We start from the raw sequence: 19,041 nt of genomic DNA on the forward strand, positions 1-19,041 counted from the left end.
GGAGCGGATATGAACCCGATTCAATTGTTACCTGCCGTCGAGAAGTTCCTGTCCCAGCCCGGGCGCCTGTTTATCGGCGGGACCTGGCAGGACGCCGCCGACGGCCGTCGGTTTGCCGTGGAAAACCCGGCCACTGAGCACATCCTGGCGCAAGTCGCCGAAGGTGGCGAACGCGACGTGGATGCCGCCGTCGCTGCCGCCCGCGCGGCCTTCACCGGGCCCTGGGCGCAGCACTCACCGGCCCAGCGCGGGTTGTTGCTGTTTCGCCTGGCGGAACTGCTCGACCAGCATCGCGAAGAACTGGCGCAACTGATCACCCTGGAAAACGGCAAGCCGATCGGCGCGGCCCGGGGCGAAGCGGCCAGTGCGGCCAATATCATTCGTTATTTCGCTGGCTGGCCGACCAAGATCGAAGGCAGCACGCTGCCGGTATCGCCGTCCAGCGGCGCACCGATGCTCAACTACACCTTGCGTGAGCCGGTGGGCGTCTGCGCCTTGATCGTACCGTGGAACTTCCCGCTGACCATGTGCGTGTGGAAGCTTGGTCCGGCGTTGGCGACCGGTTGCGTCGCGGTGCTCAAGCCCGCCGAGCAGACGCCCCTGGTTGCGATTCGCCTGGTGCAGTTGATCGAGGCCGCCGGTTTCCCGGCCGGGGTGGTCAATCTGCTCACCGGTCTTGGTGCGCATACCGGCGCACCGCTGGCCCAGCACCCGGACGTGGACAAGATCGCCTTCACCGGTTCGACCCAGGTAGGGCGGCTGATCGCCCAGGCGGCCACCGGCAACATGAAGAAGGTCTCGTTGGAGCTGGGTGGCAAGTCCCCCAACATCATTCTTCCGGACGCCGATATCGTCCGTGCCGCCAAGGGCGCCGCCGACGGTATTTTCTACAACCAGGGGCAGGTCTGCACCGCCGGATCGCGTCTGTACGTGCACGCCAGCGTCCTCGATCAAGTGCTTGAGGAACTCCAGCGCCACGCCGCCGCCCACGTGTTGGGGCCAGGCCTGGATCCGGCCAGCAGCATGGGCCCGCTGGTCTCGGCCCGGCAATTGGGCACGGTGCGTGGCTACCTGCAACGGGGCCAGGAAGAAGGCGCCGAGCTGATCTGCGGCGGTGATCGGCCGGCCCACCTGGAGCGCGGCCACTTCATCCGGCCCAGCGTGTTTCTCGACCGTGCCGAGCGCGCCTGTGTCGCCCGGGAGGAAATCTTCGGGCCGGTGCTGACCGTCATGAGCTGGACCGAGATCGATGAACTGGTGCTGCGCGCCAATGACTCGCCCTACGGCCTGGCCGCCGGTCTCTGGACCCGTGACTTGCGTTCCGCCCATCGCGTGGCCGCCCAGTTGAAGGCCGGCTCGGTGTGGATCAACTGCTGGAACGTCGTCGACCCGGCCTCGCCATTTGGTGGCTACAAGCAATCCGGCTGGGGCCGGGAAATGAGTAAGAACGTGATCGATGCCTACACCGAAACCAAAAGTGTCTTCGTCGATCTCGCCTGAGCCGAACAATCACAAGAGGAACTGCTATGGATCTGGAATTACAAGGCCGCGTGGCGATCGTCACCGGCGGTGGCATGGGCATCGGCAAGGAAGTCGCGCGCTTTCTGTCCCAGGAAGGTTGCAAGGTGGTGATCTGCGCGCGGCGCATGGAGTTTCTCCAGCAAGCCGCCGAGGAAATCACCGCAGAGACCGGCAACGAAGTGCTGCCGCTGTTCTGTGACACCAACCAGATGTCGGCGGTGTCGGACATGGTCGAGGCTGCGCACAAGCACTTTGGCCGCATCGACATCCTGGTCAACGGTGCCGCGGCCCCGTCCGGTGTGGTGCGCAACGACATCGAGCATGCCGGCGACGATGAATTGCTCTCGGACCTCAACACCAAGGTGATCGGCTATTTCCGTTGCGCCAAAGCCGTGACCCCACACATGAAGGCCGGCGGCTTCGGTCGCATCATCAATATAGGTGGCCTGACCGGGCGTGGCAGCAAGGTCCTCTCGGGCATGCGCAACCTGGCCATCGCCCACATGACCAAGACACTTTCCGACCAACTGGGCCCTTCCGGCATCACCGTCAACCTGATCCACCCCGGCGTCGTGGACACCCCGCACATCCAGGAGCTCTACGAGCGCGAAGGGATCAAGCAGGGCAAGACGCCCGAGCAGGTGGAGCAGGGCTACATCGACGCGACGCCGATCCGCCGCACCTTGGCGCCCATCGAAATGGGCTGGCTGATCGGTTTCCTCGCATCCCCCAAGGCCGGTGCGGTGACCGGAGAATCGATTGGCATCGACGGCGGCTTGACCCGTGGCATCTTCATTTGAGGAGCAGCAGTGATGAGTAACGGAACCCTTTTGGTCGCCACCGTAGGGCAAGCGGTGATCCGCAGCGCCGACGATGGCCGTACCTGGCACCGCCTGGGCCTGGGCCAGGACCTGGAATTCGACGCGATCACCCGCTCCCTGAGTTTCCATCCGGGGACGCCTGAGGTGATCTACGCCGGCACCGATGTCGGCCTGTGCATCAGCCGTGATACCGGCGGCCATTGGCAGCGGGTGGATTCGCCATTCAACGGCCAGACCGTCTGGAAGGTGGCCGTGGACCCGCAGGATGCACAGCGTATTTTCGTCGGCACCGGTGCGCCGTCGCGCGCCGTGCTATGGCGCACCCACGACGGTGGCCAGAACTGGGAACGTGCCCCGGTGGAGATCCCGGAGTTCTGCGACGGCGTCAGTCGTCCGCGCTTGCTGGCCTTCGCCTACGACCCGACCGATCGCAACCAGCTCTGGTTCGGTCTGGAAGAGGGCGGGTTGTTCCACAGCCGTGACGGTGGCGATAGCTGGACCCGTGTCGATGACCGCCTGCTGTGGGACTACAACTCGGATGTGCACAACATCGTGGTCCTGCCCAACCATGGGCAAAAGGTCATCGTGGTGGTGTGCGTCAACGCCGTTTACCGCAGCCTCGACGAGGGGCAGACCTGGACCGGCATCGTCGCCCGGGAAACCTTCGGCCTGTACTACGTGCGCGCCATGAATGCCGCATTGGGCAGCGAGGATACGCTCTACCTGAGCATTTCCGACGGCACCCCTGGCACGACCAGCAAGGTGCTGGTGTCCCGGGATGCCGCCGTCAGTTGGGAAGTGCTGCCGCTGCCGCAACAACCCAACTCCTGTGTCTGGGCGATTGCCTTGAACCCCGCCGACCCTCGCCAGATCGTCGCCGGCACCAAGTACGGGCATCTGTTCACCTCCGAGAACGGCGGTGACGGCTGGCAGAAGCAGTGGCGTGAATTCAGTGAAATCGCTGATGTGCTCTGGACGCCCGCCGTGGCGCAAATCAAGTCCGGGCATCAATCCATCATCAAGAAGAACTGAGGTATCGCGCGATGAAAGTCGAAGTCGTTCGTACTCACCTGTCGCTCTCCGTGAGTGACCCTGAAGTGTCGGCGCGTTGGTACGCCGACGTGCTGGGCATGCACGAAAGCGCCCGGGGTGAAAGCTGGATCATGATGGCCTTCGGTGCCAAGCACCACGACATCGCGTTGCTGCGCGCAGCACCCGGGGCCCACCAGGGCGGCCTGGGGCTGCAGCACTACGGGCTGGAGATCGCGGGCGACATGACCACCCTGCGCAAGCTCTACGGCATGTTGCTGAAGAAGGGCGTCGAGGTGGTGAAGATCACCGACCACGAGATCGGCAACGGCGTGTATTTCAACGACCCCGATGGCAATCGCCTGGAATTCTTCCTCGAGTCCGAACACGACGATGCACGCGGCAAGGCCCGCTTCAAGGCCGCTGGAGCGCCCAGCCGGCATTTCGATCTCGACCCACTTTGAAAGAGACTGCTCTTATGAAAACCGCAAATTTCGCCAGTTACCACATCCGCAAATGGTACACCTTCGTCGAGGAAACCCTGGCCAACGAAACGGGCCAGTTGGCCGATGGTGAGCCGCTGTTCAAGTACGCCATTGGCGCCGTGATCGCCAACCCTTATGCCGGCCGTTTCAGTGAAAGCCTGGCCGAGCTGATAGAGCCGTCGCCCTTGCTGGGCCAGGAGTTTGGTCGGCGCATCCGGGTACTGGCGGGCCAGCACAAGATCGTCAGCTACGGCAAGGCGTGCCTGGTGGGCAGCCAGGGCGAGTACGAGCATGGCAATGCATTGTTGACCAACCCGGCGGCGGATCCGATCCGCGTCGCGTTGGGCGGCGGCAAGTCCTGGGTGCCTTCCACGGGCAAGCGTGGCGGGCCTGGCGTGACCATCGATGTGCCGCTGGCCCACAAGGATGCGCTGTATGTCCGTTCGCACTACGACAGCATTTCGTTGTCGTTCGGTGATGGTCCGGCGGCCGACGAATTGATCATCATCTGGGCCTTCGCCACGCGTGGGCGCTTGCATGCGCGCCTGGGTGGCCTTGAGGCTGCCGACGTCAAGGGTAATGACGGCCTGTATTGAGGTACGGATCGTGGGAAGCGAACGAATGTCTGCAAACAGCCAGTTCTTCACCAATCGATCGGGGCTGCGCCTGCATTACCTGTCCTGGGGCAACCCATCGGGCATTGCGGTGGTGCTGCTCCACGGGTTGCGCTCCTATGCCCAGACCTGGGATGGCCTGGTCAATGCTTTGGGCGAGCGGTACTGCTGCTATGCCCTTGACCAGCGTGGTCGTGGCCACAGTGACTGGGCGGATGCCGCCAGTTACCGGACCGAGGCCTATGTCAACGATCTTGAAGATCTGGTGGCGCATCTGGAGCTGCGGCGTTTCGTCCTGGTGGGGCATTCCCTTGGCGGCACCAATGCACTGGAGTATGCGCGGCTCAATCCGGGACGACTGCAAGCGTTGGTGATCGAGGACATCGGCCCTGGTTCTTCGGTCAGCGGTGACGGCGCCGAGCGGATTCGGCGCGAGATGAGCCAGACACCGCTGTTGTTTCCTGACTGGGAGAGCGCCGCCCAGTTCTGGCTGCAAGCGCGACCTGGCCTCTCTCAGGAGGGGCTGGCTTCCAGGTTGATGTATTCCATGAAGGAAACGCTGGCTGGAATCGAATGGCGTCACGACCAACAAGGTATCGCCCAGGCGCGCCTGAGTATTACCCCGACTGACCTGTGGCCGGCGGTACGGGCGCTGGATTGCCCGACGCTGTTCATTCGTGGCGCCCGTTCCGATTTCCTGCCCCAGGCGACCCTCGACTCGATCACGCAGGCCAATAAGTGGGTGCGCACAGAGGAAATCGCCGACGCCAGCCATTACGTCCATGATGACCAGAGCGAAATGTTCAACCTTGTCGTCATGGACTATTTGTATGACCAGTGCCTACAACCACAACAACAAAGCGGTGAATAGCGATGAAGCAGGAGAAAACCCAGGTTGTCATCGTGGGCGGCGGCCCGAACGGGATCACGGCCGCTCATTACATGGGGCTGTACGGCATCGACTGCATCGTCCTTGAGTTGGCTGACGGCGTCCTGCCGTATCCGCGCGCGGTGGGCATGGATGACGAGGCGCTGCGTGTGTTGCAGGGCATCGGCATCGCCGAACTGGCCGCGCGCGACATGATCTGCAACGTGCCCCTGCGCTACTACAATGCGCGAGGCGTGTGTTTTGCCGAGGTCAAGCCGAGCACGGCGAACTATGGCTGGCCGATGCGCAACATCTTCATGCAACAGTTGCTGGAAACGACATTGCGCGAGCAACTGGGCAAGCACGCCAGTGTCGAGTTGCGCCAGGGCCATGAAATGCTCGATCTGGAGCAGGATGCCGAGGGCGTGACCTTGCAGGTGCGCGATGCCCGGGGCGAGCTCTATCAATTGCAGGCGCAGTATGTGATCGGCGCCGATGGCGGACGTTCCAGCGTGCGCAAGAAACTCGGTATCGAACTGCTGGGGCTGACCCATCCGCGCAAATGGGTGGTGATCGACACGGCCAACGACACCCTGGATGCACCGTATACCGCCCTGCATGCCGACCCTCAGCGACCCTTCGTCTGCATCTACCTGCCGTATCAGCAGCGGCGCTGGGAGTTCATGCTCCTGGAGGGCGAAGACGAGACTCGGATGTGCGAAGAGGCGACGATCCGGGACTTGATCCGCGGGCATATCGGCGATGCGGTCGATCAACTGGAAATCATCCGGATTCGCGCCTACACCCATAACTCTCGGGTCGCGGCCCGCTTTGTCCAGGGCCGTGTGGCATTGGTGGGCGATGCGGCGCATATTTCCCCGCCCTGGGCCGGGCAGGGGCTCAACTCCGGCCTGCGTGATGTCGCCAACGTCACCTGGAAGCTCGCCGCGATCCTCCAAGGGCGAGCGTCGCCGGCGATTCTTGCCAGTTACGATCAGGAGCGCCGTGGGCATGCGACCGACCTCATTGCGTTGGCCGACAACATGGGCGCCGTCCTGGGGCTGACCAACCCGTTGATGGCCGGTGTGCGGGACTGGTTGTTCCAGGCCGTCAACAGCGTCGACAACCTGCGCTCGCACTTGCTGGAGTTCAAGTTCAAACCCAAGGCAACCATCACCAAAGGCCTGGTTCATCAGGAGCGCGCCGAGCTGCATGAGGATGATCTGGTCGGGCAATTGTTCATCCAGCCATCTGTCGAGGACGCCCAGGGTCAGCGCCGGCGTCTGGACGATGTGCTGGGGCATTCTTATGCGGTGCTGGGCTATCGGGTCAACCCGAGCGAACAGCTCAGTGAAGAAACCGCCGCTTGGTGGGCGCGCTGGGAGACGCGTTTCATCCAGATCAATCGCTCGCGCAGTGGCGTGGGGCGCAACCAACCCTTGTCCGCCAGCGGCGCCATTTGCGTCGAGGACGTCGATAACCGCTTGGGCGAATGGTTTGCCAAGGTGCGTGACTGCGTGGTGGTGGTGCGGCCGGATCGGTTCGTTGCCGCGATCACCACACCCGAGCGGCTCGAAGGCGTGCTGCGCAAATTGGCGGAGCAGCTCTCATGAGGCGCGAAGACGATCTTCTGGTCCGGCTTCAGGATGCCGCGCAGGCCGTCCACGCCTTGCCTTCGTTGGAGTCTCAGGCCGTCGTCCTGCAGGAGGGCTACACCTTGCAACGCGAGGCGCTGCGTCGGCGCCAGGCCGCTGGTGAGCGGTTGACCGGATGGAAAGTGGCTTTCGCCGGCCGCGCCGCCCAGGACCGTTTCGGTATCGATGAACCGGTGTTGGGCGCGCTGACCGATGCCATGGCAGTGGAACCCGGCAGCACGGTGCCCCTGGCACGGCTGATCCAGCCCAAGCTGGAAATCGAACTGGCGTTTGTCCTGGGGCGTACGCTGGTGTCAGGTTTCTACAGTGACGAGGACATCCTCGCCGCCGTTTCCGAGGTCGCGCCAGCATTCGAAATTGCCGATTGTCGCTGGCAGGGCTGGCGTTTCGGCGTCGGGGCGTTTCTTGCCGACAATGCCGCCGCAGGGCTGTATTGCCTCGGGGCGAGGGTGGGGTTCGATCCGGATCGACTGCCCGAAGTGAACTATCGCCTGGCGCATGACGGCGTGCCCTGCGGTGAAGGTAACGTCCTGGCGCGCGAGGATACCCCTCTGGCGAATCTGTGTTGGCTGGTCCGGCGGCTGCTGGCCGACGGGCAGCGCGTTGAAGCGGGGCAGGTGGTGCTGTCCGGGGCGTTGTTGGCGCCGATGGACGTCAGGGCAGGTGAATATCGTTTGCACATGCTTGGCACGGAACTGGCTTTGGTTTTCCGGCGATAAACACTGTTCACCGTAGGAGCTGCCGAAGGCTGCGATCTTTTGATCTTTTGATCTTTTGATCTTTCGCTTGAGATTCAAGTGTCTGGGGAAAGATCGCAGCCTCGTTGCACTCGACAGCTCCTACACAGCGTCCGACACAGCATCGGCACAGCGTCTGGCACAGCTTTTATACAGCACCGGGTAATAAGCACAGCACCACCGAGGAACAATGATCATGTTCGCCGAAGTCCGTACCTTCAATGATCCTCAGCAACATGCCGGTTCGATCCTGGGCTGGCAACAGGTCTATGACCAACTCGGGCGTGGCTGCCTTTCCAGCGAACTGCGGCAAGTGTGCGCCGAGCGTTTCCAGATCTTCCAGGAGGTGCTGGATAAACGTGTGGTGCAGCGCGGTTGCGCGCCAAAAGGGCGCTTGTGCATTGCCATGTCGCTGGGCGGTGCGCCGGTGGTCCAGGGGCACCAGGTGGGCGCCCACAGTGTCGTGCTGTTGCGCGATGGCGAGGATTTCGTCTTGCACGCCCCGGAAGGCATGCACTTCTTCGCGGCTAATGTCGACACGGTGCGGTTCGCCAAGCTGGCGGCCTACGAGCTGTCGAGCGAGCAGCTCAAGCGTCTGAAAAGCGTGTCCCAGGTCAGCGTGGATGAGGCGGTGCTGCGCCGGGTGCAGCAAAGGATCCACCCACTGTTTCGTCACCTTTTGGAACAGGCGGACGCGATCAATCCGGCTTCGGAAAAAATCCTCGAGGATGTCCTGCTCAACGCCTTTCTCGATCTGTTCAGCCACGCTTCGGATGAGGTGCGTGGCCGGCGCGGCAATTTTGCCGTCAGTGCCTATCTGGTCAAGCGTTGCCAGGAGCTGGTCGTCGCCAGCGCCGATGTGCCCTTGAGCATCCTCGATTTGTGCGAACAATTGCGGGTCAGCCGCAGGACCCTGCAGAACAGTTTCCAGGCGGTCACCGGAATGCGTCCGGTGGAGTACCTGCGTAACCTGCGGCTCAATGCCGTGCGCCGGCGTTTGATCACGACCCGTGCGGCGGCACTGAACGTCAGTGAAATCGCCGTGGCGATGGGTTTTTTCCACCTGAGTCATTTTGCAGCCCATTACCGGGCGTTGTTTGGCGAGTCACCCTCGGATACGCCTCGGGCGCCGGCATGATGGGCTGCCGCCTGCAGTGTTACCGAAGCGTCATCCTGCACACATAAAGGGCAGCCACTGAGCTGTTTGGTAGCACAGGTGTGCGGCTCAGCCTATGGCCAGGCTTAAAGGCCAGCCGTCGTTTTCCCCGGCAAATCTCTTCAAATCAAACGCTTGCACGATTATGCGTGAGCTTGGCACGTATTCTGCTTTTTTTGAATTCATGGATAATTGGATACAAAAATGCAGAAGGTGCTGCCATGCAATTTGCCCCGACTTACGCTGAACGCCCACCGATGACTGCCGAGGAGGAGGCCTACAACTTCCTGCTCGATGCGATTTGTGGCGGTCGGTTACGCAAAGGCGACCGGCTGATTGCCGAGGACATCGCCAACGAAATCGGCATGAGCCGAATGCCGGTGCGCGAAGCCTTTCGTCGTCTGGATGCCCAGGGCCTGGTGACCCTGCGACCCAATCGCGGGGCGATTGTCAGCGGCCTGGACATCGATGAGTTGCACGAAGTCTTCGAGATGCGCAGCGCCCTGGAAGGCCTGGCAGTTCGTGTCGCGACAGCCAGGATTGGCGAGCGCCAGTTGGCTGCCTTGGAGCGACTGCTGGACGAGATGGACGATTACCGCGAGGAAAGTGCCGAGTGGGTCAGCCGCCATCGCGCGTTCCATGAATACCTGTGCAGCCTCAGCGGTCGCCCGCGATTGCTCAAGCAGATCAGCGCGCTCTATTCCCTGATCGAAGCGCCCATGCGCCTGTGGCTGCAGCATGTGGAAAAGCCCCTGAGTGCGCGCCAGGAGCACATGCTGATCCTCGACGCCCTGCGTGCGGGCGATGCCGAGAAGGCCGAGGCGGTGGTGCGTGCGCACATCGAAGGCACCGTTCCTGAATTGATCGAGTTCCTGCAATCGAAAAAATAACGAGAGCAGGTTTCGAATCTGCCCGTGTTCTGACTTTGAGTACTGCCGTCATTTACTGAACTGGAGTGTCTGGTCATGCATAAGCCTCGCCTGTTGGTTGCCGCTTTATCCTTGGGTTTCTGTGCACAGTGGGCGGTTGCCGCGCCCGTTGTCCCGGAGCGTTTGCTCAAGGTCGATAAACTCGTCTACTGCTCGGGCATGGATTCGCCACCGCTGGTGTCCTTCGATGAAGCGCAGAAACCCAAGGGACTGACCGTGGACCTGGGTCTGGAGATCGCCAAGCGCCTGGGCGACAAGAAGGTGGAGTGGCGGGTCATTCCCTTTTCCGGATTGCTCCCCGCGTTGCTGGCCCGCCAGTGCGACATGATCGTCGACCAGTTGTTTGATAAACCCGAGCGCCGCGAGGTGATCGACATCGTCAACTACATGTATTCCAGCCAGGCGGTGGTGGTGCCCAAGGGCAATCCAAAGGGCCTCAAGACACTGCCGGATCTCTCCGGAGACAAGGTCGCCGTACTTAACGGTTCCACCATCAAGACCCTGCTCGACGCCGAGAACGAGACCCTGGCCAAGGCCGGCAAGCCGGCGATGAAACTGGTGGTCTACAACACCGACACCGATGCCTTCCAGGCCCTGCGCATCAAACAGGTCGACGCCTACGGCACCACCGTGGAAACCGCCGGCTATTACGCCACCATGGCGCCCGACCTGTTCGAGGAAGGAGTGCCGGCCTTCAGCCGGATTCTCACCGGCCTGGGCATTCGCAAGGACGATCCGCAACTGACTGCGGCTGTGCAGCAGGTCATCGGCGATATGCGCAGCGATGGCAGCTACAGCCAACTGCTGGGCAAATGGCATGTCGCCAGTGACACGCTTGATTGAGGTGAACCACCGATGAATTTCAATTGGGATGTGTTCTGGCAGTACCTGTTGCAGCCCAGTGGGGTGTACCTCACCGGGCTCTGGCTGACCTGCCTGATCAGTGTGCTGGCGATGCTGCTGGGCTGTGCCCTCGGGCTGGCCGCCGCGCTGTTGCGGTTGTCGAAGAACCCGTTGCTGCATTTGCCGGTACGTTTTTACGTATGGCTGATGCGCGGTACACCGTTGCTGGTGCAGATCGTCTTTCTCTACACCGCGCTGGCCGCTGGCGGGATTTTCCGCTTCGAAGACATCGACCTGTTTGGCCTGGTGATCCCCGGCAATATCCAGGCGGCGATCATTGCCCTGGGCCTCAACGAGGGGGCCTACATGGCCGAGATCATCCGCGCCGGCATCGGTGCGGTGGACAAGGGCCAATACGAGGCCGGGCGCTCGCTGGGCATGACCTTCGCCAAACTGATGCGCCGCATTGTGCTGCCCCAGGCGTTCCGGGTCATCGTGCCGCCGCTGGGCAACGAGTTCAACGTGATGCTCAAGAACACCACGCTGGTCAGCGTGATCGGCGTACAGGAGTTGTTGCTCAGTACCCAGATGGTCACGTCGGCGACGTTCCGGGTGTTCGAACTGTATCTGGTGGTGGCGATCTACTTCCTGTTGCTGACCACGTTGTGGGGCTTTTTCCAGCGCTGGCTGGAGGCCCGTTTCGGTCAGTCGGACCGGCCCTCGTCACCGCCGCCGGCTTCGACGCGGATGTTCGGTCGCAGCACCCTGAACCTGCTGAGGGCACGTTAACCATGGCGCATAAAAGCGAAGAGCTGATTATCGAGGCGCTGGATGTCCACAAGTCCTTCGGCGAGCTGCAGATTCTCAAGGGCATCTCCCTGCAAGTGCGGCGCGGCGAAGTGGTGGTGCTGATCGGCGCTTCGGGCTCCGGCAAGACCACCTTCATCCGCTGCATCAACTTGCTGGAGGACATCCAGGGCGGGCGGATCCGCGTCAACGGCCGGGCCATGGGCTATCGCGAGCGGGCCGATGGCAGCCTGGTGCGTGAGTCTGAGCGCAACATCGCCCGTCAACGGCGGGACATCGGCATGGTCTTCCAGCGCTTCAACCTGTTTCCTCACATGACGGCCCTGGAGAACATCATCGAGGCGCCGATCCAGGTGCTTGGCGTGACTCGCACCGCTGCGCTGGAGCAGGCCCGCGGCCTGCTGGAGCGGGTCGGCCTGGCGGACAAGGCCGATCACTACCCGTCGATGCTTTCCGGTGGCCAGCAACAGCGGGTGGCGATTGCCCGGGCCCTGGCGATGAAACCCCAGGCCATGCTGTTCGACGAACCCACCAGCGCCCTCGACCCGGAGACTGTCGGCGAGGTGTTGCAAGTGATGAAAGAGTTGGCCGAGGAGGGGATGACCATGGTCGTGGTGACCCATGAAATGGGCTTTGCCCGGGAAGTGGCCGACCGGGTGGTGGTCCTGGACCAGGGCGAGCTCATCGAGCAGGGGCCGCCGGAGCAGATTTTCTGTCACCCCATTCATCCTCGTACCCGGGCTTTTCTCAGTCGCGTGTTATGACCTTTCCCGGCCACTGAATTCCTGTATCGAAGAGCCTTCACCATGCTGAAATTTTCTGCCCACGAATATCCTTATCCGTCGCAACGCCAAAGTGTTTTCGCCCGTCGAGGCATGGTCGCCGCGTCCCAGCCCCTGGCTGCCCAGGCGGGCATCGAGATCATGCAAAAGGGCGGCAATGCCATCGACGCCGCCATCGCCACGGCAGCCGCACTGACCGTGGTCGAACCCACCGGCTGTGGCATTGGCGGTGACGCCTTCGCGCTGGTCTGGTGCAAGGGCCAGTTGCACGGCCTCAACGGCAACGGCCATGCACCGGCTGCCTTGAGCATCGAGGCGGTCAAGGCCGCTGGCCATGAGCAGATGCCGCTCTATGGCTGGACACCGGTGACCGTCCCGGGCTGCCCGTCGGCCTGGGCCGAGTTGTCCCGACGCTTTGGCAAGCTGCCCTTTGCCGAACTACTGCAACCGGCGATCAGCCTGGCCCGGGATGGCTTTGCGCTGTCGCCGGTGGTTGCCCATCAATGGCAGGTCGCGGTGAACGAGTTCACGCCCCATCGTGATGCCGTCCTCGAGGCCTGGTTCGAGACTTTCCTGATCGAAGGCCGGGCACCACGGGCCGGGGAAGTTTTTCGCAACCCGGCCCAGGCGCGCACCCTCCAGGAATTGGCCGATACCCGCTGCGAGAGCCTGTATCGCGGTGCGTTGGCCGAGCGCCTGGACGCCCATTCCCGGGCCAGCGGCGGCTATCTGCGTGCCTCGGACCTCAAGGATTATCGCGCCCAGTGGGTGGACCCCATCCACGTCAATTACCGAGGCGTGGATGTCTGGGAAATCCCGCCGAGCGGGCAGGGCCTGGTGGCCTTGATGGCGTTGAAGATATTGGAAGGCTTCGACTTCGATCACCGTGACAGCCAACAGACCTGGCATCGCCAACTGGAAGCGATGAAGTTGGCCTACAGCGACGGCCTGCACTACATCACCGATCCTTTGCACATGCGTGTGGCGGTGGCTGACCTGCTCAGCGATGACTACAGCGCCCACCGTCGTCGGCAGATCGGCGAACAGGCCCAACCGCCCGCGCCCGGCGACCCCCACGCCAGCGGCACGGTGTACCTGGCGACCGCGGATGGGGAGGGCAACATGGTCTCGTTCATCCAGAGCAACTACCACGGGTTTGGCTCCGGCGTGGTGCTGCCCGACAGCGGTATTGCCTTGCAGAACCGTGGGCAGGAATTCAGCCTCGATCCGACCCACGCCAACTGCCTGGCCCCAGGCAAGAAGACCTTCCACACCATCATTCCCGGTTTCCTCACCCGCAATGGCGAGGCGCTCGGCCCCTTCGGCGTGATGGGCGGCTACATGCAGCCCCAGGGGCATGTGCAGATGGTCATGAACCTGGTGGATTTCGGCCTGAACCCGCAAGCGGCGCTGGACGCACCGCGCTGGCAATGGCTGGGGGGGATGAAGGTCGGGATCGAGCACGGGGCCTCACGGGACCTGGCCAATGCCTTGGCGCGACGGGGGCATGAGGTTCAGATCGCCAGCGACCTGACCGACTATGGCCGCGGCCAGATCATTCTGCGCGACCCGGCCAGCGGGGTGCTGTGTGGTGGTACCGAACCTCGGGCGGATTCGCACATTGCTGTGTGGTGATGAACGGTTTCACTCAGCGGCCACTCCTGAGTGGACCTCGATGACGACCTTGCCCTTCGATCGCCCTTGTTCGACATAGCTCAGGGCATCGGCCGTCGCATCGAAGGAGAAGGACCGATCAATCACCGGCTTGATGCTGCCGGCCTCGACGAGCGTGCTGATCTCACGCAATTGAGCACCGCTGGCACGCATGAACACGAAGGCGTAGCTCACACCTTTTCGGCGGGCCTTGCGGCGTATACCGCTGCTCAACAGGCCCATGATCAGTCTCAGCACCCAGGAAAATCCCTGGGCCTGGGCGAACTGTGGGGTGGGTGGTCCGGAGATGGAAATGAGCTGGCCGCCAGGTTTGAGGATCTTCAGCGATTTCTCCAGCTCATCGGCGCCGAGGCTGTTCAACACGACGTCGTAGTCCTGCAGAACGCTTGAGAAATCCTGTTGCTTGTAATCGATGACAACGTCCGCACCCAGGGCTTTGACCCACGGCACATTGGCGGTGCTGGTGCTGGTCGCAACGAAGGCGCCGAGGTGCTTTGCAAGCTGGATGGCGAGGGTGCCGACGCCACCTGAACCGGCCTGGATGAAGACCTTTTGGCCTTGCTTCAGTCGGGCGGTTTCAACCAGTACCTGCCAGGCGGTCAGGGCGACCAAGGGCAGGGCGGCGGCTTCTTCCATGCTGATGTTTGCCGGTTTTACGGCCAGGGCATTTTCGTTCACTGAAATCTGCTCGGCGAAGGTGCCGATGTGCCCATCCGGGGCGCGGGCATAGACTTCATCGCCCGGCTTGAATTGCTCGACACGGGATCCCACGCGGACCACGACCCCGGCCACGTCATGCCCCAATACCAAGGGAAACGAGTAGGGCAGGATCAGCTTGAACTCGCCTTTGCGAATCTTTGAATCCAGGAGGTTGACGCTGGCGGCGTGCACGCGGACCAGAACGTCGTGGTCAGCCACTTCAGGAGCCGGTACCTCGCCAATACGTCCAGCGTGCGTGCCGTAGCGGTCGATTAAAAATGCCTTCATGGTGCTTTGTTCTCATAAGGGGGGCAACAGGCTGGTCAGGTGTCCTGAAATGCCGGCGCTGTCCTTCGCGCCGGCGTCCGCTAGACGATGATCACGCCGGGTCTTGATAGCGCTCGGCAACATGGGACTGCCGGATTTGCCCGAGCAGGCCTTGACGTGCGGCCTGCAAGGCATCCCAGCGAGCCTCTTCATGCAGGGGCGGGATGGTCACTGGCTCGCGACGATCAAAACCGACCAGCGCGGCATCGACCAGATCACCGACTTCCATGATTTCATTCAGGGTGTTGATATCGATGCCCGCGCGTTCCCAGATCTCGGTACGGGTGGCCGCTGGCAGGACGGCTTGTACGTAGACGCCTTTCGGGGAGAGTTCCAGGCTGAGTCCCTGGGAGAGAAACAGCACGAACGCCTTGGTCGCGCCGTAGACCGACATACCGAACTCCGGCGCCAGGCCCACGACGGAGCCGATGTTGATAATCGCGCCGTCACCCGCTTTGACCAGGCGTGGGGCGATGGCGCTGGCCAGCCGAACCAGCGCGGTGGTATTGAGCGCCACGAGGTGCGCGACGCTGTCGGTCGACTGTTCGATGAAGGTGCCGGATTGGGCGGCACCGGCGTTATTGACCAGGATGCCGATGTTGGCGTCATCGCGCAGCCGGGCTTCGACGGTTGTCAGGTCGTCGATCTGGGTCAGGTCGGCCTGGAGAATATCGACGGCAACGTTGTGTTCGCTGCGCAGCTTGGCGGCCAGCGCTTCCAGGCGCACGCTGTCGCGGGCCACCAGGACGAGGTCGTGTCCGCGTTGCGCAAAGCGCTGGGCATAGACAGCGCCAATGCCGGTGGAGGCGCCAGTGATGAGAACGGTTGTGCGAGTGTCCATGGAGATTCTCTTCTTCAAGGTATTGATGAGCGAGTCGCGCGCTGTTGTTCAGGCGCGCAGTCGGGTCTGGCCGGTGTTACTGCGCGCTGGATTCAGCGAGCGTTGGATAATCGATGTAGCCCGTCGCACCACCACCGTAGAGGGTAGCGGGATTGAATGCCGACAAAGGCGAAGCGGTTCTGAGCCGCTCCACCAGGTCCGGATTGCCGATGAACGGCCGGCCGAAGGCGATCAGGTCAGCCTTGTCTTCGACGAGTCGTGAGGTAGCCAGGTCCAGGTCGTAGCCGTTGTTGGCGATGTAGGTGTTTTTGAAGCGCTGGCGCAAGGCAGCAAAGTCGAAGGGCGCAACGTCGCGCGGCCCACCGGTCGCGCCTTCCACCACGTGCAGGTACACGATGTCGAGGGCGTTGAGCTGGTCGACCAGGTAGTCGAACTGGGCCTGTGGCGCGCTGCTGGACACACCATTGGCCGGCGAGACCGGCGAGATGCGCAGGCCGGTGCGGTGGGCGCCGACTTCGTCCACCACTGCCGCAGTCACTTCCAGCAGCAGGCGCGCACGATTTTCAATCGAGCCGCCGTAGGCATCGGTGCGCACGTTGGCGCCGTCCTTGATGAACTGGTCCAACAGGTAGCCGTTCGCGCCGTGGATCTCCACGCCATCAAATCCCGCAGCAATGGCGTTCGCCGCTGCCTGGCGAAAATCGTTGACGATCCCCGGCAACTCGCTGATGTCCAGCGCTCGCGGTTCGGAAACGTCCTCGAAACTGTTGTTGACGAATACCTTGGTTGCCGGACGCAGAGCGGAGGGGGCCACTGGCGCGGCGCCGTTCGCTTGCAGGTCGACGTGGGAAACGCGGCCGACATGCCACAGCTGCAGGAAAATCCGCCCGCCTTTGGCATGCACGGCCTCGGTGACCGTGCGCCAGCCGTCGATCTGCGCCTGGGTGTAGATCCCGGGTGTGTCCTGATAGCCCTGTCCTTGCTGGGAAATCTGTGAAGCCTCGGAGATCAGCAGGCCGGCCGACGCTCGCTGGCTGTAGTAAGTGGCAGCGAACTCGCTCGGTACAAAACCTTGCCCCGCACGGTTACGTGTCAGCGGCGCCAGGACCACTCGGTTGGAAAGCGTGAGATCACCCAACGTGTAGGGCGTGAACAGGATCTGGTCGGTCATGACGTCTTGTTTCCGTAGGTTTGGATTAAGGGAGAGCGTGCAGCCTGGCGAGGTGAGCACGGCTTTTCATTAGGATGATGATCGAAATCTAAACTGTCAACGAATTTGATTATGCTCGACATCTATGTATGATGTGGGCATGATTTTCGAGCAGCACGAGGGAGTGGAAAATGAGGGTGACCAAGGCCCAGGCCCAGGCAAACCGGGAGCACATCGTCGAGACGGCCTCTGTCTTGTTTCGCGAGCGCGGCTTTGACGGCGTGGGTGTGGCGGACTTGATGGCGGCCGCCGGCTTCACCCATGGCGGGTTCTACAAGCATTTCGGCTCCAAGGCCGACCTGATGGCCGAAGCGGCAGCGAGCAGCCTTGCGCAGTCGCTGACCGACAATGCGGGCATCGACGTGGCTGCTTTCGTCGATCTTTACGTGTCCAGGGATCACCGCGACGGCCGGGGTGGCGGTTGCACCATGGCGGCACTGTGTGGCGACGCTGCCCGTCAATCGCCCGAACTGAAGGCTACCTTTGCCAACGGTATCGAAAACACGCTGGCCGCGCTCGAAAGCCGATACGAGGCCGGACAAGACGCGCCGCAGGAAGCACCGCAGGAAGCGATCAGGGCAAAAATGCTCGACATGTTGGCGCATGCCGTCGGGGCGATCATGTTGTCACGGGCTTGCCCGGACGATTCCGCACTGGCCGATGAAATCCTCGAGGTGTGCCGCGTTCGGATCATCGCGGCGCTGCCGCCGTCGCCCGCGAAACAGCCTGAGTGATCATAATGCTGTTCACTTAAGAAAAACGGTGCACGCGTGGCCAGAGATTGCTCCCGCTGGGTCGTAGGAGCTGTGTAGGAGCTGTGTAGGAGCTGTCGAGTGCAACGAGGCTGCGATCTTTCCCCATACACTTGAATCTCAAGCGAAAGATCAAAAGATCAAAAGATCAAAAGATCGCAGGCTTCGCCAGCTCCTACAGAGCCGAGCGGGAGCAAGCCCCCTCGCCTCGGGTTTGTCGGCGGTCTATAGCGACGCCCTGACCACCAGCGGGCAATCCACCGGCTGGGCGCCCGATACCTCGAGATTCTCGATCAGGTGCCGGGCCGCCTGGCGACCGATCTCGTAGTACGGCAGTTGTACGGTGGTCAGTGGCGGGATGAACAGTTCGGCGATGCCGATCATGTTGTCATAGCCGAGCACCGCGACATCGTCGGGAATTTTCAGGCCGCGACCCAGCAACAACTGATAGGCGCAAAAGGCGATGCGGTCGTTGCCGCAGACCAGGACGTCGAATTGCGGACGGCCGTCAACGATATGCCGGTCGAGAATGGCAGCGGTTTCATCATAGGCGTCGTGATCGGAAAGGTCGTACTGCAGGAGTGCTTCAGGTGCCAGCCCGACGGCTTGACAGGCGCGTTGCAAGCCTTGCTGGCGCAGGCCCCAGGCAAGACTCTTCCTCGGCAAATTGATACACAGCGGGCGCCGATAGCCTTGGCTCAACGCATGCTGCATGGCTCGATGCTGCCCGGCTTCATCATCCGGCACATAACTGACCAGGTGGCTGTCATCGGCCAGGCAATTGGCGAGCACCAGCGGTTTGCTCTTGAGTCGTTCGGGAATGCTCACCTGGCGCAATCCCATGGCACTGAAAATCAACCCGTCGGGGCGGTGCGACAGCATCAGGTCGATGTTCTGGTCGGTGGGCGGGTTGCTCAACAGGTTGAGGATGAAGACGTTCCAGCCTGCCTGCTGCGCGGTCTGTTCGATGGACAGCAGCAACTCGACGGCAAACGGCGTGGTCGCGGTGTCCAGTGCGAACACACCGATGGTGCGCGCCTGCAGGTTGTCGCCGCGCATCCTGCGCGCCGACAGGCTCGGTACGAATTGCAGTTCCTCAATGGCGCGACGTACCCGCTGAAGGGTTTCGGGGCTCAGTTTTTCCGGCGTGTTGAGCGCGCGCGAAACCGTCATCAGGGATACGCCGGCCAGCTGTGCAACGTCTTTCACGGAAGTCATGCGAAGTGCGGCCAGTCAGGTTGACGCAGAATCATGACACAGGCCTTGGGCTTCTCGCGACTCGAATGACGGT

The 19,041-nt window shown here is 62.3% G+C and carries 19 protein-coding genes; 15 read left to right on the plus strand and 4 right to left on the minus strand.

Annotated elements, in window-relative coordinates:
• Positions 1–9 precede the first annotated feature (9 nt).
• The 14 genes from QMK47_RS12645 (at position 10) to QMK47_RS12710 (ending at position 13,882) form a co-directional block, all read left to right on the plus strand.
• On the plus strand, positions 10–1,500 hold the full coding sequence (locus QMK47_RS12645; RefSeq protein ID WP_214509296.1) for an aldehyde dehydrogenase family protein: 1,491 nt from the start codon (positions 10–12) through the stop codon (positions 1,498–1,500).
• 26 nt (positions 1,501–1,526) lie between these two features.
• A complete protein-coding gene (locus QMK47_RS12650) occupies positions 1,527–2,321 on the plus strand; it encodes an SDR family NAD(P)-dependent oxidoreductase (protein ID WP_024619778.1) in 795 nt (264 codons plus the stop codon).
• A gap of 12 nt (positions 2,322–2,333) precedes the next feature.
• The gene (locus tag QMK47_RS12655; protein ID WP_214509297.1) at positions 2,334–3,374 is read left to right on the plus strand and encodes a VPS10 domain-containing protein; all 1,041 of its coding nucleotides are present in this window, start codon (positions 2,334–2,336) and stop codon (positions 3,372–3,374) included.
• Between the two features lie 11 nt (positions 3,375–3,385).
• Complete coding sequence (locus QMK47_RS12660) at positions 3,386–3,835, plus strand: VOC family protein (RefSeq protein ID WP_003200799.1); 450 nt, start codon at positions 3,386–3,388, stop codon at positions 3,833–3,835.
• Between the two features lie 14 nt (positions 3,836–3,849).
• On the plus strand, positions 3,850–4,452 hold the full coding sequence (locus QMK47_RS12665; RefSeq protein WP_013693046.1) for an amino acid synthesis family protein: 603 nt from the start codon (positions 3,850–3,852) through the stop codon (positions 4,450–4,452).
• A gap of 25 nt (positions 4,453–4,477) precedes the next feature.
• Positions 4,478–5,341, plus strand: coding sequence for an alpha/beta fold hydrolase (locus QMK47_RS12670; RefSeq protein ID WP_253473776.1), 864 nt, complete (start codon positions 4,478–4,480; stop codon positions 5,339–5,341).
• Between the two features lie 2 nt (positions 5,342–5,343).
• Entirely contained in the window at positions 5,344–6,951 is a 1,608-nt protein-coding gene (locus tag QMK47_RS12675; protein ID WP_320390302.1) for a bifunctional 3-(3-hydroxy-phenyl)propionate/3-hydroxycinnamic acid hydroxylase, read from the plus strand.
• Complete coding sequence (locus QMK47_RS12680) at positions 6,948–7,712, plus strand: 2-keto-4-pentenoate hydratase (RefSeq protein WP_253473782.1); 765 nt, start codon at positions 6,948–6,950, stop codon at positions 7,710–7,712. The genes QMK47_RS12675 and QMK47_RS12680 overlap by 4 nt, the downstream gene beginning before the upstream one ends.
• Before the next feature lie 214 nt (positions 7,713–7,926).
• Complete coding sequence (locus QMK47_RS12685; protein ID WP_320390303.1) at positions 7,927–8,868, plus strand: helix-turn-helix domain-containing protein; 942 nt, start codon at positions 7,927–7,929, stop codon at positions 8,866–8,868.
• 239 nt (positions 8,869–9,107) lie between these two features.
• Positions 9,108–9,776 (plus strand): GntR family transcriptional regulator, encoded by a 669-nt coding sequence (locus QMK47_RS12690; RefSeq protein ID WP_214509303.1) that lies wholly within the window; start codon positions 9,108–9,110, stop codon positions 9,774–9,776.
• A 75-nt stretch (positions 9,777–9,851) separates the two neighbouring features.
• The gene (locus QMK47_RS12695; RefSeq protein ID WP_253473788.1) at positions 9,852–10,658 is read left to right on the plus strand and encodes an ABC transporter substrate-binding protein; all 807 of its coding nucleotides are present in this window, start codon (positions 9,852–9,854) and stop codon (positions 10,656–10,658) included.
• A 12-nt stretch (positions 10,659–10,670) separates the two neighbouring features.
• Positions 10,671–11,447: an amino acid ABC transporter permease gene (locus QMK47_RS12700; RefSeq protein WP_014337982.1), complete on the plus strand. Its 777-nt coding sequence runs from the start codon at positions 10,671–10,673 to the stop codon at positions 11,445–11,447.
• A gap of 2 nt (positions 11,448–11,449) precedes the next feature.
• Entirely contained in the window at positions 11,450–12,229 is a 780-nt protein-coding gene (locus QMK47_RS12705; protein ID WP_003200817.1) for an amino acid ABC transporter ATP-binding protein, read from the plus strand.
• Positions 12,230–12,271: 42 nt separating this feature from the next.
• On the plus strand, positions 12,272–13,882 hold the full coding sequence (locus tag QMK47_RS12710; RefSeq protein ID WP_320390304.1) for a gamma-glutamyltransferase family protein: 1,611 nt from the start codon (positions 12,272–12,274) through the stop codon (positions 13,880–13,882).
• Between the two features lie 9 nt (positions 13,883–13,891).
• Here QMK47_RS12710 and QMK47_RS12715 read toward each other — a convergent pair whose 3' ends face one another.
• From QMK47_RS12715 to QMK47_RS12725, 3 genes are all read right to left on the minus strand, one after another.
• Positions 13,892–14,908 carry an NADP-dependent oxidoreductase gene (locus tag QMK47_RS12715; protein WP_320390305.1) on the minus strand — a complete coding sequence of 339 codons (1,017 nt, stop codon included), beginning with the start codon at positions 14,906–14,908 and terminating at the stop codon, positions 13,892–13,894.
• A gap of 91 nt (positions 14,909–14,999) precedes the next feature.
• On the minus strand, positions 15,000–15,788 hold the full coding sequence (locus tag QMK47_RS12720) for an SDR family oxidoreductase (RefSeq protein ID WP_320390306.1): 789 nt from the start codon (positions 15,786–15,788) through the stop codon (positions 15,000–15,002).
• Positions 15,789–15,864: 76 nt separating this feature from the next.
• Positions 15,865–16,959 carry an alkene reductase gene (locus tag QMK47_RS12725; protein ID WP_320390307.1) on the minus strand — a complete coding sequence of 365 codons (1,095 nt, stop codon included), beginning with the start codon at positions 16,957–16,959 and terminating at the stop codon, positions 15,865–15,867.
• A 170-nt stretch (positions 16,960–17,129) separates the two neighbouring features.
• Here QMK47_RS12725 and QMK47_RS12730 point away from each other — a divergent pair, with 170 nt between their 5' ends.
• Positions 17,130–17,732, plus strand: coding sequence for a TetR/AcrR family transcriptional regulator (locus QMK47_RS12730; RefSeq protein WP_253473803.1), 603 nt, complete (start codon positions 17,130–17,132; stop codon positions 17,730–17,732).
• A 243-nt stretch (positions 17,733–17,975) separates the two neighbouring features.
• Here QMK47_RS12730 and QMK47_RS12735 read toward each other — a convergent pair whose 3' ends face one another.
• Positions 17,976–18,968 carry a LacI family DNA-binding transcriptional regulator gene (locus QMK47_RS12735; protein ID WP_253473805.1) on the minus strand — a complete coding sequence of 331 codons (993 nt, stop codon included), beginning with the start codon at positions 18,966–18,968 and terminating at the stop codon, positions 17,976–17,978.
• Positions 18,969–19,041: the final 73 nt, after the last annotated feature.

The organism is Pseudomonas sp. P9_35 (assembly GCF_034008205.1).
Classification (GTDB): Bacteria; Pseudomonadota; Gammaproteobacteria; order Pseudomonadales; family Pseudomonadaceae; genus Aquipseudomonas; species Aquipseudomonas kilonensis.